Below are 14,654 nucleotides of genomic sequence, written 5' to 3' on the forward strand. Positions count from 1 at the left end.
AGCCGCGAGGAAGCGATGCCGCGACGCCTTTTCGGACCCCTCTGCCTTCTGGCCCTTGGCGCAGCGCCCGCGCTGGGCGATGAGGTGACCTCATACACCCTCGACAACGGAATGCAGGTGGTGGTGATCGAAGATCACCGCGCTCCGGTCGTCACGCAGATGGTCTGGTATCGCATCGGTTCCTCGGACGAGCCTCCGGGCCATTCCGGCATTGCGCATTTTCTGGAACACCTGATGTTTCAGGGCACCGACGATCTGGCCGCGGGGGAGCTTTCGGCCACGGTGGAAGAGAATGGCGGCACCGACAACGCCTTTACCAGTTATGATTATACCGCCTATTTCCAACGGGTTGCTGCCGACCGTCTGGGCCTGATGATGCAGATGGAGGCCGACCGGATGCGCGACCTCCAACTGACCGAAGACGATGTTGCAACCGAACGTCAGGTCATTCTGGAAGAGCGTTCGCAACGCACTGACAGCGACCCCGGCGCGCTTTTGAATGAACAGATGTCGGCGGCGCAGTTCCTGAACCATCCTTACGGCATTCCGGTGATCGGCTGGCGCCATGAGATGGAGAAGCTGTCGCGCAAGGATGCGCTGGATTTCTATCAGGCCAATTATGCGCCCAATAATGCGATCCTTGTGGTCGCTGGCGACGTGCAGCCCGAGGCCGTTCTGGCCCTTGCCAAGGAATATTATGGCCCCGTGGCGCCTTCGGACCGGATCGTGCCGCGCGACCGCCCGCAAGAGCCGCCGCAACTGGCCGAGCGCCGCCTTGTGCTGTCGGATGAGCGGGTTTCAGAGCCCTATCTGATCCGCAGCTATCTGGCCCCCGAGCGGAATACCGGCGACCAGAAAGAGGCGGCGGCGCTGACCATTCTGGCGCAGTTGCTGGGGGGCGACCCGATCAATTCGGTTCTGGCGAAATCGCTGCAATTCGACCGCAAGATCGCGGTCTGGGCGGCGGCGGGCTATGATGGCACCACCGTCGATCCCGACACTTTCAGCCTTTACGCCTCACCCGTGCCGGGCACCTCGCTGGCCGATCTTGAGGCGGCGATGGACGAGGTGATTGCGAAGTTCCTGAAGGACGGCCCGGATGCCGAGCAACTGGCGCGGATCAAAACCCAGATACGCGCCTCGGAAATCTATGCCCGCGACGATTCCGGCGGGCTGGCGCGCAGCTATGGTCAGGCGCTGGCGGTGGGGCTGACGGTCAAGGATGTGCAGGACTGGCCCGCCATCCTGCAAGCGGTCACCGCCGAAGATGTGATGGCCGCCGCCGCCAAGGTCTTGAACCGCGATCAGGCCGTCACCGGCTGGCTGACCGCCAAAAAGGGGGAAGCCCAATGATCCTGCGTTCGCTGGCCGTTCTTGTGGCACTGGCCCTGCCCGTGCAGGCCGAAACCGCCATTCAGGCCGTCACCTCGCCCGGCGGGATCAAGGCCTGGCTGGTCGAAGATCACACCATCCCCTTCGTGGCGCTGGAGCTGCGGTTTCAGGGCGGCAACTCGCTCGACTTGGCCGGCAAGCGGGGGGCGGTCAACCTGATGACCGCCACGCTTGAAGAAGGCGCGGGCGCCATGGATTCGCAAGGCTTTGCCGCCGCACGCGATTCGCTGGCGGCGCAGATCGGGTTTTCCTCTGATGGTGACGGGGTTTCCGTCTCGTCGCAGTTCCTCACTGAAAACCGGGATCAGGGTGTGACCCTGCTGCGCGAGGCGCTGGTGAACCCGCGGTTCGATCAGGATGCGGTGGATCGGGTGAAGGGGCAGGTTCTGGCCAATTTGCGCGCCGGCGCCGAAGACCCGGGCACCATCGCGGGCGATCTTATGGCGGCGCGCACCTATGGCAGCCATCCCTATGGCAGCAACGGCGACGGCACGATTGACAGTGTCACCGCCCTGACCCGCGACGATGTGGTGACGGCGTGGAAGGGCGCGATTGCCCGCGACCGGGTGTTCGTCTCGGCCGCAGGTGATATTTCGCCCGAGGATCTGGGCAAACTGCTGGACCGGCTTCTGGGTGACCTGCCCGCCACCGGGGCGCCCCTGCCCGGCAAGGCGGAGATCACGCTGAAAGGCGGGCTGATGCTGAAACCCTATCCGGGGCCGCAGTCGGTGGTGCAGTTCACCCAAGGCGGCATCCGTTTTGACGACCCGGATTATTTTGCCGCCGTCCTCCTGAACGAAATCCTTGGCGGCGGGCGGTTTTCGGCGCGGCTGATGACCGAGGTGCGCGAAAAGCGCGGGCTGACCTATGGCATTGGCACGGGGCTGGCTAGCTATGACCATGCCGAAACGCTGGTCGGGCAGTTTCAGGCCAGCAACGAAAAGGTGGCCGAGGCGATCAAGGTGATCCGCGCGGAATGGGCCAAGGTCGCGGCAGAAGGCGTGACGCCCGAAGAGCTTGCCCGCGCCAAGACCTATATGACCGGCGCCTATCCGCTGCGCTTTGACGGCAACAGCACGATTGCCTCGATCCTTGTCGGAATGCAGATCATGGGCCTGCCCACCGATTATCCGCGCACCCGCAATCAGCGGGTCGAGGCGGTGACGCTGGAGGATGTGAAGCGCGTGGCGGCGCGGCTGATCAAGCCGGATGAGTTGTTCTTCGTGGTGGTCGGCGGGGCGACCGGACTTACCCCCACCGAATAGGGCCGAAACGGGAACATTCCCTTGGCCGAATCTCAGCCGCCTGCTAGTGATAGGGGCATGACCCTTCATGCCCCCCATATGCAGGATGCTGCGCGCCCTGTCATTCGCCCGCTGGACGAAGCCGCCATCAACCGCATCGCTGCGGGTGAGGTGGTGGAACGGCCTGCTTCGGCGGTGAAGGAACTGGTGGAAAATGCGCTGGATGCCGGGGCGCGGCGCATCGCGGTGGATTATTCCGCCGGGGGCAAGGTGCTGATCCGCGTCACCGATGATGGCTGCGGCATGACGGCGGAAGATCTGCCGCTCGCCGTGGCCCGTCATGCCACGTCCAAGATCGACGGCAGCGACCTGCTGAACATCACCAGTTTCGGTTTCCGGGGCGAGGCGCTGGCCTCGCTCGGTTCGGTCGGGCGGCTGACCATCACCTCGCGGGCCGAAGGGCACGAGGCGGCGCAGATCGCGGTGACGGGCGGGCGCGTGGCGCCGGTGCGCCCGGCGGCGCTGTCGCGCGGCACGGTGATCGAGCTGCGCGACCTCTTCTATGCAACCCCCGCCCGGCTGAAATTCCTGCGCAGCGACCGGGCCGAGGCGCAGGCGATTGCCGATGTCATCCGCCGCCTGTCGATGGCCGAACCCATGGTGGGCTTTACCCTGTCCGAAATCGCCGAGGGTGAGGCGCCGCGCGTGATCTTCCGCGCCGATCCGCAACCGGGCGATTTCTTTGACGCGCTGCAGGGGCGGCTGACGCAGGTGCTGGGCGCGGCCTTTACCACCAACGCCCTGCGCATTGATGTCGAGCGCGAGGGGCTGCACCTTACCGGCTATGCCGCACTGCCGACCTATTCGCGCGGCTCTTCGGTGCAGCAGTTCGTTTTCGTCAATGGCCGCCCGGTTCTGGACCGGATGCTTCTGGGTGCGCTGCGGGTGGCCTATTTCGATTTCCTGTCGCGCGACCGTCACCCCGCCGCCGTGCTGAACCTGATCTGCGACCCTGAGCGGGTGGATGTGAACGTCCACCCCGCCAAGGCCGAGGTGCGCTTTCGCGAGCCCGAGGCGGTGCGCAGCCTGATCATCACCGGGTTGCGCACGGCTTTGTCGGGGGCGGGCCACCGCGCCAGCAGCACCGTGGCCGATGCGACGCTGGCCGCCCTCCGCCCCGAGGCGCCCCGCATCTATCAGATGGACCGTCCGTCGCAGACTAGCTTTGCCCGCGCCACGCTCTGGCAGGCACCGGAAACCCCGATGCCCGCCCCCGGTTTTGCCGAGGCGCCCATGGCCCGGGTCGAAGCGCCGCCAGAGGCGGTCGAGACCTTTCCGCTGGGCGCCGCCCGCGCACAGGTGCATGAGAATTACATCATCGCCCAGACCGCCACCGGCATGGTGATCGTCGATCAGCACGCCGCGCATGAACGGCTGGTTTATGAGCGCCTGAAACGCCAGATGGCGGAAACCGGCATCAAGGCGCAGGCCCTGCTGATCCCCGAGATTGTCGAGCTTTCGCCCAATGATTCCGCCCGCCTGATGGAGGTGGCAGCCGATCTTGCCCGGCTGGGTCTTGTCATCGAACCCTTTGGCGGCAGCGCCGTCGCCGTGCGCGAAACGCCGGCCATTTTGGGCAATGTTTCGGCGGCGGCCCTGTTGCAGGATGTGCTGGACGAGATTTCCGACCTTGGCCGCAGCGACACGCTGCAAACCCGGATTGAGGCGATCCTGAGCCGGATGGCCTGCCATGGCTCGATCCGCTCGGGCCGCCAGATGCGCGCCGATGAGATGAACGCGCTGCTGCGCGAGATGGAGGCAACGCCGCATTCCGGCCAGTGCAACCACGGCCGCCCCACCTATGTCGAGCTGAAGCTGCACGACATCGAACGTCTGTTCGGCCGCAAATGATCACGCTGTTTGGCCAGAATTTCGCATGGAATTCACCCGAGGCTTTGGTGGTGGGCGGGCTCGTCTTGCTGCTCCTTGCCGTGCTGTTGCTGATCCTGCGGACGGCGGGCCGCTCGGCGCAGGCGGCCGAACCGCTGATGCGGGAAATGGGCTGGCTCTCGCAGCGGGTGCAAAGCCTGTCGGACGGGCAGGAACGGTTGGCGGGCGGCCTGCACCATGTCAGCGAAAATCAGGCGGTCAGCCAGTCGGCCATGCTGCAACTGATGGAACAGCGTCTGGCCGAAGTCAGCCGACAGATGGGCGAAAGCCTGCACGGCTCCTCCACCCGCACCGCGCGCAGCTTGGGCGAGTTGCAGCAGCGGCTTGAGACCATCGACAAGGCGCAGGAGAAGATTGAGAAGCTGTCGGGCAACGTCCTGTCCTTGCAGGATATTCTGTCGAACAAGCAGACCCGCGGCGCCTTTGGCGAAATCCAGCTCAATGACATCGTGCAAAAGGCGCTGCCATCCGACGCCTTCACCATGCAGGCCACGCTGTCCAACGGCAAGCGCGCCGATTGCCTTGTGCATCTGCCGCAGCCACCCGGCCCCATCGTGATCGACGCCAAATTTCCGCTGGAAGCCTATGAGGCGATCCGCCGTGCCGAAACTCCGCGGCAGGCGCAAGAGGCGGCGACCCTGATGCGCGGCGCGTTGCGTCAGCATATCCGCGCCATTGCCGAGAAATACATTCTCGAAGGCGAAACCGCCGATGGTGCGTTGATGTTCCTGCCTTCGGAAGCAGTCTATGCCGAATTGCACGCGAATTTCCCCGAACTCGTGCGCGAGGGGTTCGCGGCGCGGGTCTGGATCGTGTCGCCCACCACCTGCATGGCCACGCTGAACACCATGCGCGCCGTGCTGAAAGATGCGCGGATGCGCGAACAGGCGGGCGCCATCCGCAAGGAACTGGCCGAGCTTTACAAGGATGTCGAACGGCTCTCGGACCGGGTGGGCAATCTGGACCGCCACTTCGGGCAGGCGGCGAAGGATATCGAAGAGATCAGGATTTCCTCTGACAAGGCCGCCCGCCGCGCCCGCCGTCTGGACAATTTCGACTTTGAGGAACTGGCCCCGCAATCGGCCCCGCCCATCGCGCCGCAGGCTGCCGAATGATCCGCCATCTGAGCGCCGCTGATTTCCGCCCCATGCCATGGGCCAATGGCAAGGGCGTCACTGTCGAGATGGCCCGCGCCGACGGGTCGGAGGGAATGCTCTGGCGGTTGTCGCGGGCGAGTGTGGTTGAAAACGGGCCCTTCTCGATTTTTCCGGGGGTAGAGCGGAACCTGACGGTCCTGACCGGCCCGGGTTTCGATCTGGTGGGGGAAGGGGTGCATCTGGCGGCCCGGCCGATGCAGCCCGTGGCATTTGCCGGCGATGTTGCGGTGCGGGCCGAAGGCGTTTCGGCGCCTTCGGACGATTTCAACGTGATGACCGCCCGCGCCCTGCCGCGCCCGCAGGTGCGGGTGCTGACGGTGGTAGAACGGCTGATACCGCCCCCGGGCGGGTTGCTGGCGGTTTACCGGCCCGACCTTGCCGAACTGATCCTGACGGATGAACCGCTGGACCATCCGGGCGCCGCGATTGCGGTGTTTCTGAACCTTTAAGGCTCAGATACGGAACAGCGGCTGCAACAGCCGTGGCAACAGCGCGTTGAAGCGCAGCGGCGCATCGGTGGCGGCAAGGCAGATGCAATCCACCCCCGGTTCGGCAACCGGCTGATGATCAAGCTCTTGCCCGGCGACTTCCACATCGCCGGGACCGAAACGAGCGGTTTCATCGCGGAAGGCGCCTTGCAGCACCAGCGTCAGTTCGGTTCCCCGATGGCCGTGGTCGGGCACCGCCACCCCCGCCGGGATGTGCAACAGCCGGGCCGTCGCGCGGCGCGAGGTGGGCAGGATCGCCTGACGCACCCCCATGCCAAGCGGCCGCCAGCGCACCGTTTCAAGCCCGCCGCCGATCCAATCGGCCAGCGGCCCGGGCAGCGGCCCTTGCCGCATCGCCGGGCGCTGGACAGGCGCGGGGCGGTCCAGCCGCGACAGGCAGGCGGCAAGGCCCCGCTCCAGCGCGTCGTCGGTCATCGCCTCTGCCTCCGTGTCCAGCACGGCACCGCCAAGCGCCTCATAGGCGCCCAGCCGCGCCCGGCATTCGTCACAGAGGGAAACATGGCTGGCGGCGACCAGCGCAAAGGCTTCGGGCAGGGTGCCCGCAGCATAGGACATCAACAGGTCATCGGTCAAGTGGTGGGTGATCGGATAGTGGGCCATGGTCTAACTCATTCGCGTGCGCAGCCGGTCCAGCGCAAGGCGGAGGCGCGATTTGATCGTGCCCAGCGGCAGGCCGGTTTCGGCGGCCAGTTCGCTGTGCGAGCGCTCGCCCCAGAAGGCGCGCTGCACCAGTGCGCGCTGTTTTTCGGGCAGGTCGGCAAGGGCCTGGGCCAGGCGGCGATTTTCCTCGGCCGCCTCGAACAGCTCTGCCTGATCGGGTTCGGTGCCATCCTGCATCCAGAGCAGGTCTTCCGGCTCGGGCCGCCGGTCGCGGCGGGCAAGGTCGATGCGGCGGTTGCGGGCGATGGTGAAAACCCAGGTCGCCACCCCGGCGCGGGCCGGATCGTAAAGATGCGCCTTGTGCCAGAGGGTGGCCATCACATCCTGCGCGCATTCCTCGGCCAGCGCGGCCTCGGTGCCTGATTTGATCAGGAAGCCCTTGATCCGCGGGGCGAAATGACGAAACAGCGCGGCAAAGGCCGCGCGATCCTGCCGGTCGCGCACCGCGGTCATAAGGGCCGCAAGATCGGGCTCGGTTGCGGTCACGGCTGCCCTTTCCTGCGCGGTCTGCCCTTCTGCTGCCGCAGCATAGCGGCGGCGCAGCGGGGCTGCACGGCAAATCTGGAAAGGGGCGGTTTGCGCGGTCATGGCGGGGATACGGGCCAGCGCGGTCCCTGGATCACCCGTGAAGGTGCCTCAATCGCGGGTCAGGCAGACCATGAAGAACCCGTCCATGCCACCGCGATCCGCCCAATAATCCGGCCGCAGCCGCAAGGCCCCTTCGGCGGTGATCCAGTCCGGCGCGATGCCGGGCAGCGCGGGGGGCAGAACCCGCAGCCCCGGATGGCGGGCAAGGGCGGCGGTCAGTTGCGCCTCGCCCTCTTCCGGCAAGAGCGAGCAGGTGCAATAGACCAGCCGCCCCCCCGGCCTGAGCCACGCCAGCGCCCGGTCCAGAAGCTGCGCCTGCAAGGCAACCAGCCCCGGCAGCTCTGAGCCATCCTTGACGAAAGGCAGGTCGGGATGGCGGCGCAGCGTGCCGCTGGCCGAACAGGGCGCATCCAGCAGGATTGCATCGAACGGCGCGCCGGGTTGCCAGATCAGGGCATCGGCGGCAATGACCTCTGCCCGCAGGCCGGTGCGGGAGAGATTTTCGCACAGCCGGCCAAGGCGCGGTTCCGAGATATCCAGAGCCGTCACCTCTGCCCCGGCAGCGGCGAGTTGCAGCGTCTTGCCCCCCGGTGCCGCGCACAGGTCCAGCACCCGCTGCCCGGCGACAGCCCCCAGCAGCGGTGCGGCCAAGGCAGCAGCGGCATCCTGCACCCACCAGCCACCTGCGGCATATCCGGGCAGGGCGGAAACCTGCCCCGTCTCGTCCAGCCGGAGGCTGCCAGTGGGCAAAGTTTGCCCGGCGGGCGCGTCGGCCCCGGGGCGCAACGTCAGATCCAGGGGCGGCGGGGCGGCAAAGACCGCCTCCATCGCACTGACCGCCTCGCGCCCCCAGGCGTGGACCAGCGGCTGGCGCAACCAGCGTGGCAAGCGTTGCGCCGGGCCGGGCAGGCGCAAATCGGGGGGAAGCTGCCGCAAGACGGCATTGACGAGACCGGCCTGATGCATCGTCTTGCGACCCGCCCGCATCAGACCCACCGCTTCGTTCACCACGCCGTGCGGGGCGGCCCCACCGGCCAATTCCACCACCGCCAGCCGCAGCACGTTCATCGCCATCAGCGGCGGCGCCCGGCGCAAAAGGGGGGACAGCAGCCGGTCTGCCGGCTCGACTGCGCGCAGAACCGCCAGTGTCAGCCGCTGCGCCCGGGCGCGTTCCGGTCCCGAAAGCCCCGCAAGCGGGCCATCTTCGGTCAGAAGCTGCGACAGAAGCCGTCCTTCGCCCAGAACAGCGTTCAGCAGGGCCACCGCGCCACCCCGCGCCGTCTGTCCTGCCGGTTTTGCCTGCGCCATTCCGCCATCCTTGCCCAAAGCCGCCCTGCGCGCCTATATCACTGGCAGCGCCCGCAAGACCAGACGGCGCGAGGAGTGCGCATGTCCGATCCCAAACCCGATCTTCCGCCCGCCGCCCGGCGCGCCCTTGCCGAAGCCGAAGCCCGCCGCAAGGCCACCCCGCCGCAGCATCTGCCGACCGAATTGGGCGGGCGCGATGGGCCAGAGCCGGTGCGCTATGGCGACTGGGAAAAAAAAGGCCTCGCCGTCGATTTCTAGGCCGTTGCGAAGATTTTTCGTCCGAAAAATCTTCTTGCAGAAAAGTTTTCGCCGAAAACTTTTCGGGCCCCGGATCAGCCCGCCGTTTCCAGACAATGGCGCCGGAAGGCACGTTTGAGCATGTCCAGCTCGGCGCGCAACAGGTCGATCTCGGCGCGCAGGTCGTCTTCCATGGCGACGCCGGTGATGATGGTGAAATGCTGCAGCTTTTCGCCGGTTCCGGTATCCCGGATCAGGAAGGTCTGCACGCCTTCGCTGAGGGCTTCGACCGGCACCGGCACCTTGACCAGCCAGTCGCCCGGACGCTCGGTCACGGCGGTGACCGTCACGCCGGGGATGGTTTTCTCAAGATGCACGACGTCGAGCGAGGGCATGGCCGAGGAACCGGCCAGAATGCCTTCCCAGATTCCGGCCCGGATGCGCGTTTTTGTCAGGGTGATATCGCTCATGTCGGGCCTCACAACTCGGCGCGCGGGCGGCGGCTGAAGGTCACGTCGCGCAGGATGATCTGGTTCATTTCGGGGCCTTCAAAGATCAGGTCCACCCACAGCCGTTCGACCCGCTTTTCGTTCAGTTTGGAATAGGCAAGGTCGAATTCCACCATCACCTCTTCTTCGTTCAGGGGCAGTTCGCGGACGATCTGCTCCACATTCGGGCCGTGCTTGATGTTCAGCCGCGCGAAGATTTCCAGCGGCTTTTCCATTTCGACGATCACGTCCAGCCGGATCAGATGCTTGAGCCGCAACCCCTGTGCCGCCTCAGGCGGCAGGTCGATCACCAGCGACAGGAAGGAACCGTCAAAGCGGAACACATCCATGCGAAAGCCGAAAGGGGCGATGTCGGCTTCGCGCGTGTTGCGGATCTGGCGGACGGTCAGTTCGCTGCGGCGGCAGTCGTGAAAGATGGTGGCGCCGGGATTGATTTCGGCCTTGCCGGGCACGGTGGCAAAGCCGGGCACCGGGATCGGGCCTTTCCACAATTCGGGACGCCAGGCCCAGTCGGTGCCCAGCGGCTTGCGTATGAAGTTCGAGCCGATGACAGGCAGCGCCAGCCGGTGTTCGGCAAGATGGATCACCCGGTCAAGGTTGCGGCGCAGGCTGCGGGCGCGGGCCCGCAGGGAGCGCAGGCTTTCCAGATCGGTGCCCGCGGCGGTATCGGCGGCGGCGGCCCAGCGGCGCAGCATCCGTTTGTGCAGCATCCGGTCCAGAAGCCCTGACATCACCCCCGACATTGCCGAAACCTGCCCTTTTCCGTCCGGGCATTGTTTGCCGCCCGGAAACGATTCGTTTATTCATCAAAGGAGTAAAGACTCCCTCAGCAGGGGTCTACGAGGAAGTTATTTCTCAACTGCGGTTGGCCGCGGTCATTGCGGCCAGAAGCCGGTCGATCAGCTTGCGCCCCTCGGCCGGGGACAGGGGCACGGCGGGGGTTCCGGTGGCCGAGACGGTGACAAGGCGGCCCTTCAGGCCGACGATGCCGCGCCAGTATTCTCCCACTTCGCGGTCGGTCAGATGCAGCAGCAGCGCATCGCCCGCGCCAATAGCCTCGATCACCCGGATATCGCGGGCGCGTCCGTCACGCGACAGCGTGGCACGGCCCTGCGGCGAGGTGAAGAATGCAGCAAGGGCCTTCCCACCCGCCGTCATTACCCCTGATGAACCGCCTTGCCCGACGGCGACCGTGACCAGCGCCGGGGGCACGCTTGCCGTATCGGCGCAGCGGCCCATGATCACCACGGCGCTGTCGCCCTTTTCGCGGCTGGCACCCCGGTCCACGCAATAACCTGCGGGCACCGCAACCGTCAGCGCCCCGTTCAGGACGGGCGCGCTGCGGGTGGTGCCGAAACCGCCCTCGACCTGGCACGCGGCCAGAGCGAGGGCGCAAAGCAAGGCCGCGGCCTTACTGATCCATGTAGACATGCGACTCGGCCTTGGCGCCGGGATGGGTGACGGCGCCGTAACGGGCCGATCCCACCAGACGGGAATATTTCCACAGCGCACCGGCGTTATAGTCGGTCTTGCGCGGGCCTTTCCATTCCGCCTTGCGTTTGGCCAGTTCCTCATCCGACAGCGCCACCGAAAGCTCGCCGGTCAGGGCGTTCAGGGTGATGATGTCGCCGGTCTTCAAGAGGGCAATCGGCCCGCCATGCGCCGCCTCCGGCCCCACATGGCCCACGCAGAAACCGCGCGTCGCGCCCGAGAAGCGGCCATCGGTGATCAGCGCCACCTTCTTGCCCATGCCTTGGCCGGACAGGGCGGCGGTGGTGGACAGCATCTCGCGCATCCCCGGGCCGCCGGCGGGGCCTTCGTTGCGGATGACGATGACTTCGCCTTCCTTGTAGGTGCGGGCCTTGACCGCCTCGAACGCCTCTTCCTCGCGTTCAAAGACGCGGGCCGGGCCGGTAAAGACCTGCTCGGCCTCGGTCATGCCCGCCACCTTCACGATGGCGCCATCGGGGGCAAGGTTGCCGCGCAGGCCAACAACGCCGCCGGTCTTGGTGATCGGGGCGGAAACCGGATAGATCACGCGGCCATCGGCCTCACCCGTGATTTCTTCAAGGCTTTCGCCCAGCGATTTGCCCGAAGCCGTGATGCAGTCCAGATGCAGCAGGCCAGCCTTGGCCAGTTCCTTCATGACCACCGGCACGCCGCCGACTTCATAGAGGTCTTTGGCCACATATTTGCCGCCCGGACGCAGATCGACGAAATAGGGCGTGTCGCGCATGATGTCGGCCACGTCGAACAGGTCAAAGTCGATCCCCGCCTCATGGGCAATCGCCGGAAGGTGCAGCGCGCCGTTGGTCGAGCCGCCGGTGCAGGCCACCACGCGGGCGGCATTCTCAAGGCTCTTGCGGGTGACGATGTGGCGCGCCCGGATGTTCTTTTCGATCAGATGCATCACGGCGACGCCCGACGCCTCGCCATACTGGTCGCGGCTTTCATAGGGCGCCGGGGCGCCGGACGAATTCAGCAGCGCCAGACCCAGCGCCTCGGACACGCAAGCCATGGTGTTGGCGGTGTATTGCGCGCCACAGGCCCCCGAGGACGGGCAGGCCACCCGCTCCATGATGTCCAGCTCGGCCTCTGACAGGTTGCCGGCCTGTACTTTGCCCACAGCTTCGAACATGTCCTGAACGGTGATGTCCTGTCCCTTGTAGCGGCCGGGCAGGATCGAACCGCCATAGATGAACACGCTCGGCACGTTCAGGCGAACCATGGCCATCATCATGCCCGGCAGCGACTTGTCGCAACCGGCAAGGCCGACGATCGCGTCATAGCAATGGCCGCGCATCGTCAGTTCCACCGTGTCGGCAATCGCATCGCGCGAGGCGAGCGAAGAGCGCATCCCCTCATGCCCCATCGCAATCCCGTCGGTCACGGTGATGGTGGTGAATTCGCGCGGGGTGCCGCCGCCCTTCTTGACGCCGTGCTTGACGATCTGCGCCTGACGGTTCAGCGCGATGTTGCAGGGCGCCGCCTCGTTCCAGCAGGTGGCGACGCCAACCCAGGGCTGATGCACCTCTTCCTCGGTGATGCCCATGGCGTAGAAATAGCTGCGGTGCGGCGCGCGGGCCGGGCCTTCGGTGACATGGCGGCTGGGCAGCCGGGATTTGTCGAAGCGCTGATTACGCATGGCGGTTCCTCCGGGAATTGGCTTGGGGCAAGGGAATAAAGGGGCTGGCGGGCAGCGGCAAGCGTGATTGCGCGCCCCGGGGGCTGGACTTTGCGGCGCCTGCACGCCAGCCTGCCGGAAAGGGGTGGTGTGATGACGCTGAACGGTCTGGCCTTTCAATATGTCACGGCGCTCGAGCAATGGCCGGCGATCCCCTATCTGATGCCGCTGCCCGGTTTTGTTCTGGGCCTCATACTGCCAAGCCCCGGGCAGTATATTGCGCGCGGGCCGCATTGGCTGGCCGTTTTGCTGCTGATCCTTTTGCTGACGGTGGAGCAATTCGCGTGGTTTGCCATGCCCGTCGCCGTGCGGGCCGATCTGTTCTGGCTGTTGCCGTTCGGCGATGTTCTGTCGGCGCTGATCGTCGGCGTCATGCTGGCGCGGCTGGGCAAGGCGCGGTCGCGCGATGCCTTTGGCCATGCCGGATGGGCCTTTCTGCAAATGCTGCCGCTGCTGAACCTGCCTTTGTTGCTGACCGCCTCGCGCGAGGGAACCGAGGGGCAGCGGCGCCTGTTGCCGTCGTGGGATCTGCCTGCCGCCGCCGTGATGGTGATGGGCATTTCGCTGGTTGTGATGAACAAGGGGATGGCGGCCGTGCTGGAAACCCGGCTTGAGCCTGTCATCGCCGAAGCTTCGCAAGAGCTGGTGTTTTCAGACCACTTCCTGCGCTACCAGATCGAGGCGCGGGGGCTGCCTTCGGTGATCGCCGAGGTTGCCGCCGGGCAACCCGATCCGCTGCTGGTCGAGCCGGGGCACCGCATTCTGAAGGTGGAGGCGCGCGGTTCGGCACTGCACATCTTTCACGAGCTTGACGAACCCGAGGCCGAGGAGCTGGACGCAGCTTACCGCCGTGCGCTGATCAGTGACACATGCAGCGGGCTGGCATGGCTGTTGGAATCTGGAGGCACCGTCGCGCGCCATTTCGCGCGCAAGCATGACGGGTGGGAATTTGAAGTGCTGAACATCCGCAACGAGGATTGCCTTGTCTGACATCATCGCGCGTCTTTCGGGCCAGCCCGACCTTTACACCGCCCTGCGCGCCCTTGCCGGACAGGCGCCTGACCTGACGCTGGCGCAGGTTCATGCCGCGCTGGCGGCGGGGGATGGTGTGGCGCAGGATACGGCGCGGCGGCTCGCCTCGGTCGATCAGGGGTTGTTGGCGGCGGTGATGCGCGCCGGGCGCGGCCTGCCTGCGGTGGCGGGTGCGGCGGCGGTGCGGGCGCATATCGAAAGCACAAGCCCGGCGCCGCTCTTCCTGCCCGAAATCGGCAACGGCCCGACAATCGCCCTGCTGACCCGGGGCGAGGTGCCGGATATGCCCGCCTTTTCCGACCGCGCCTTTGATGCGTGGTTTGCCGCTAAAGGCGTGCCCTATGGCTTGGGCAGCTATGGCGAAAAGCGCAGCGTCTACGCCACCGACCAGTTTGCCGATGCCGCCAGCCCCGAGCGGCGGGTGATCCACCTTGGCATTGATGTTTTCGCCCCCGCAGGGACGCCGCTCTATGCGCCGCTGCCGGGTAAGGTGCGGCATCTGACCTATAACGCCGACCCGCTGGATTATGGCCACACCCTTATTGTGGAACATCAGGCCGGGGAGGTAGCCTTCTTCACCCTCTACGGCCATCTTGCGGGGACTTTGCCGGGCCTGTTGACGGTCGGGCAAGAGGTGGAGGCGGGGCAGATCATCGCCCATCTGGGCGACTGGCCGGAAAATGGCGGCTGGGCGCCGCATGTGCATTTCCAGATTGTCACCGACCTTCTGGCGCAAAGGGACGGGAACTTCTTTGGCGTGGGGCAGGAAAGCCTTTGGGATATCTGGCAAAGCATCTCGCCGGACCCCAATCTGATCCTGCGGCTGGACCCGGCGCGGTTCCGTCTCTGACCCGCCGTTTCGTTTCCCTGCCATCAACGATAGC

At 66.0% G+C, this 14,654-nt stretch carries 15 protein-coding genes; 8 read left to right on the top strand and 7 right to left on the bottom strand.

Annotated features, from left to right (window positions below; genetic code table 11):
* Positions 1-15 precede the first annotated feature (15 nt).
* Genes HS053_RS00905 through HS053_RS00925 form a run of 5 tightly spaced genes read left to right on the top strand, consistent with a single transcriptional unit; the run spans position 16 to position 6,192 of the window.
* Positions 16-1,353, top strand: a complete 1,338-nt coding sequence (locus HS053_RS00905; protein WP_174209301.1) for a M16 family metallopeptidase — start codon at positions 16-18, stop codon at positions 1,351-1,353.
* Positions 1,350-2,657 carry a M16 family metallopeptidase gene (locus HS053_RS00910; RefSeq protein WP_174209302.1) on the top strand — a complete coding sequence of 436 codons (1,308 nt, stop codon included), beginning with the start codon at positions 1,350-1,352 and terminating at the stop codon, positions 2,655-2,657. Before HS053_RS00905 ends, HS053_RS00910 begins: the two co-directional genes overlap by 4 nt.
* Before the next feature lie 57 nt (positions 2,658-2,714).
* The gene (mutL, locus tag HS053_RS00915; RefSeq protein ID WP_174209303.1) at positions 2,715-4,547 is read left to right on the top strand and encodes a DNA mismatch repair endonuclease MutL; all 1,833 of its coding nucleotides are present in this window, start codon (positions 2,715-2,717) and stop codon (positions 4,545-4,547) included.
* Positions 4,544-5,701 carry a DNA recombination protein RmuC gene (locus HS053_RS00920; protein WP_174209304.1) on the top strand — a complete coding sequence of 386 codons (1,158 nt, stop codon included), beginning with the start codon at positions 4,544-4,546 and terminating at the stop codon, positions 5,699-5,701. The genes mutL and HS053_RS00920 overlap by 4 nt, the downstream gene beginning before the upstream one ends.
* Positions 5,698-6,192: a HutD/Ves family protein gene (locus HS053_RS00925; protein ID WP_174209305.1), complete on the top strand. Its 495-nt coding sequence runs from the start codon at positions 5,698-5,700 to the stop codon at positions 6,190-6,192. Before HS053_RS00920 ends, HS053_RS00925 begins: the two co-directional genes overlap by 4 nt.
* Positions 6,193-6,195: 3 nt before the next feature.
* On the opposite strand, the gene HS053_RS00930 is transcribed toward HS053_RS00925, so the two are convergent.
* The 3 genes from HS053_RS00930 to HS053_RS00940 all read right to left on the bottom strand — a co-directional run bounded on the left by HS053_RS00930 (position 6,196) and on the right by HS053_RS00940 (position 8,808).
* Positions 6,196-6,852 (bottom strand): ChrR family anti-sigma-E factor, encoded by a 657-nt coding sequence (locus HS053_RS00930; protein ID WP_174209306.1) that lies wholly within the window; start codon positions 6,850-6,852, stop codon positions 6,196-6,198.
* Between the two features lie 3 nt (positions 6,853-6,855).
* Positions 6,856-7,365 (bottom strand): sigma-70 family RNA polymerase sigma factor, encoded by a 510-nt coding sequence (locus HS053_RS00935; protein ID WP_174209617.1) that lies wholly within the window; start codon positions 7,363-7,365, stop codon positions 6,856-6,858.
* 183 nt (positions 7,366-7,548) lie between these two features.
* Positions 7,549-8,808, bottom strand: a complete 1,260-nt coding sequence (locus tag HS053_RS00940) for an RsmB/NOP family class I SAM-dependent RNA methyltransferase (protein ID WP_174209307.1) — start codon at positions 8,806-8,808, stop codon at positions 7,549-7,551.
* Positions 8,809-8,889: 81 nt separating this feature from the next.
* On the opposite strand from HS053_RS00940, the gene HS053_RS00945 reads away from it, so the two are divergent.
* Positions 8,890-9,066, top strand: coding sequence for a DUF1674 domain-containing protein (locus HS053_RS00945; RefSeq protein ID WP_174209308.1), 177 nt, complete (start codon positions 8,890-8,892; stop codon positions 9,064-9,066).
* 74 nt (positions 9,067-9,140) lie between these two features.
* On the opposite strand, the gene HS053_RS00950 is transcribed toward HS053_RS00945, so the two are convergent.
* From HS053_RS00950 to ilvD, 4 genes are all read right to left on the bottom strand, one after another.
* Positions 9,141-9,515 carry a hypothetical protein gene (locus tag HS053_RS00950; RefSeq protein ID WP_174209309.1) on the bottom strand — a complete coding sequence of 125 codons (375 nt, stop codon included), beginning with the start codon at positions 9,513-9,515 and terminating at the stop codon, positions 9,141-9,143.
* A gap of 8 nt (positions 9,516-9,523) precedes the next feature.
* Positions 9,524-10,285 carry a DUF6478 family protein gene (locus HS053_RS00955; protein ID WP_174209310.1) on the bottom strand — a complete coding sequence of 254 codons (762 nt, stop codon included), beginning with the start codon at positions 10,283-10,285 and terminating at the stop codon, positions 9,524-9,526.
* Positions 10,286-10,409: 124 nt separating this feature from the next.
* Positions 10,410-10,955, bottom strand: a complete 546-nt coding sequence (locus HS053_RS00960; RefSeq protein ID WP_174209311.1) for a cation transport ATPase — start codon at positions 10,953-10,955, stop codon at positions 10,410-10,412.
* Between the two features lie 10 nt (positions 10,956-10,965).
* Positions 10,966-12,699 (bottom strand): dihydroxy-acid dehydratase, encoded by a 1,734-nt coding sequence (gene ilvD / locus HS053_RS00965; protein WP_174209312.1) that lies wholly within the window; start codon positions 12,697-12,699, stop codon positions 10,966-10,968.
* 132 nt (positions 12,700-12,831) lie between these two features.
* Between ilvD and HS053_RS00970 the strand changes: the two genes are divergently transcribed.
* On the top strand, positions 12,832-13,728 hold the full coding sequence (locus HS053_RS00970) for a hypothetical protein (protein ID WP_174209313.1): 897 nt from the start codon (positions 12,832-12,834) through the stop codon (positions 13,726-13,728).
* Positions 13,721-14,620, top strand: coding sequence for a peptidoglycan DD-metalloendopeptidase family protein (locus HS053_RS00975; protein WP_174209314.1), 900 nt, complete (start codon positions 13,721-13,723; stop codon positions 14,618-14,620). The genes HS053_RS00970 and HS053_RS00975 overlap by 8 nt, the downstream gene beginning before the upstream one ends.
* Positions 14,621-14,654: the final 34 nt, after the last annotated feature.

This window comes from Tabrizicola fusiformis, assembly GCF_013328815.1.
Lineage (GTDB): Bacteria > Pseudomonadota > Alphaproteobacteria > Rhodobacterales > Rhodobacteraceae > Fuscibacter.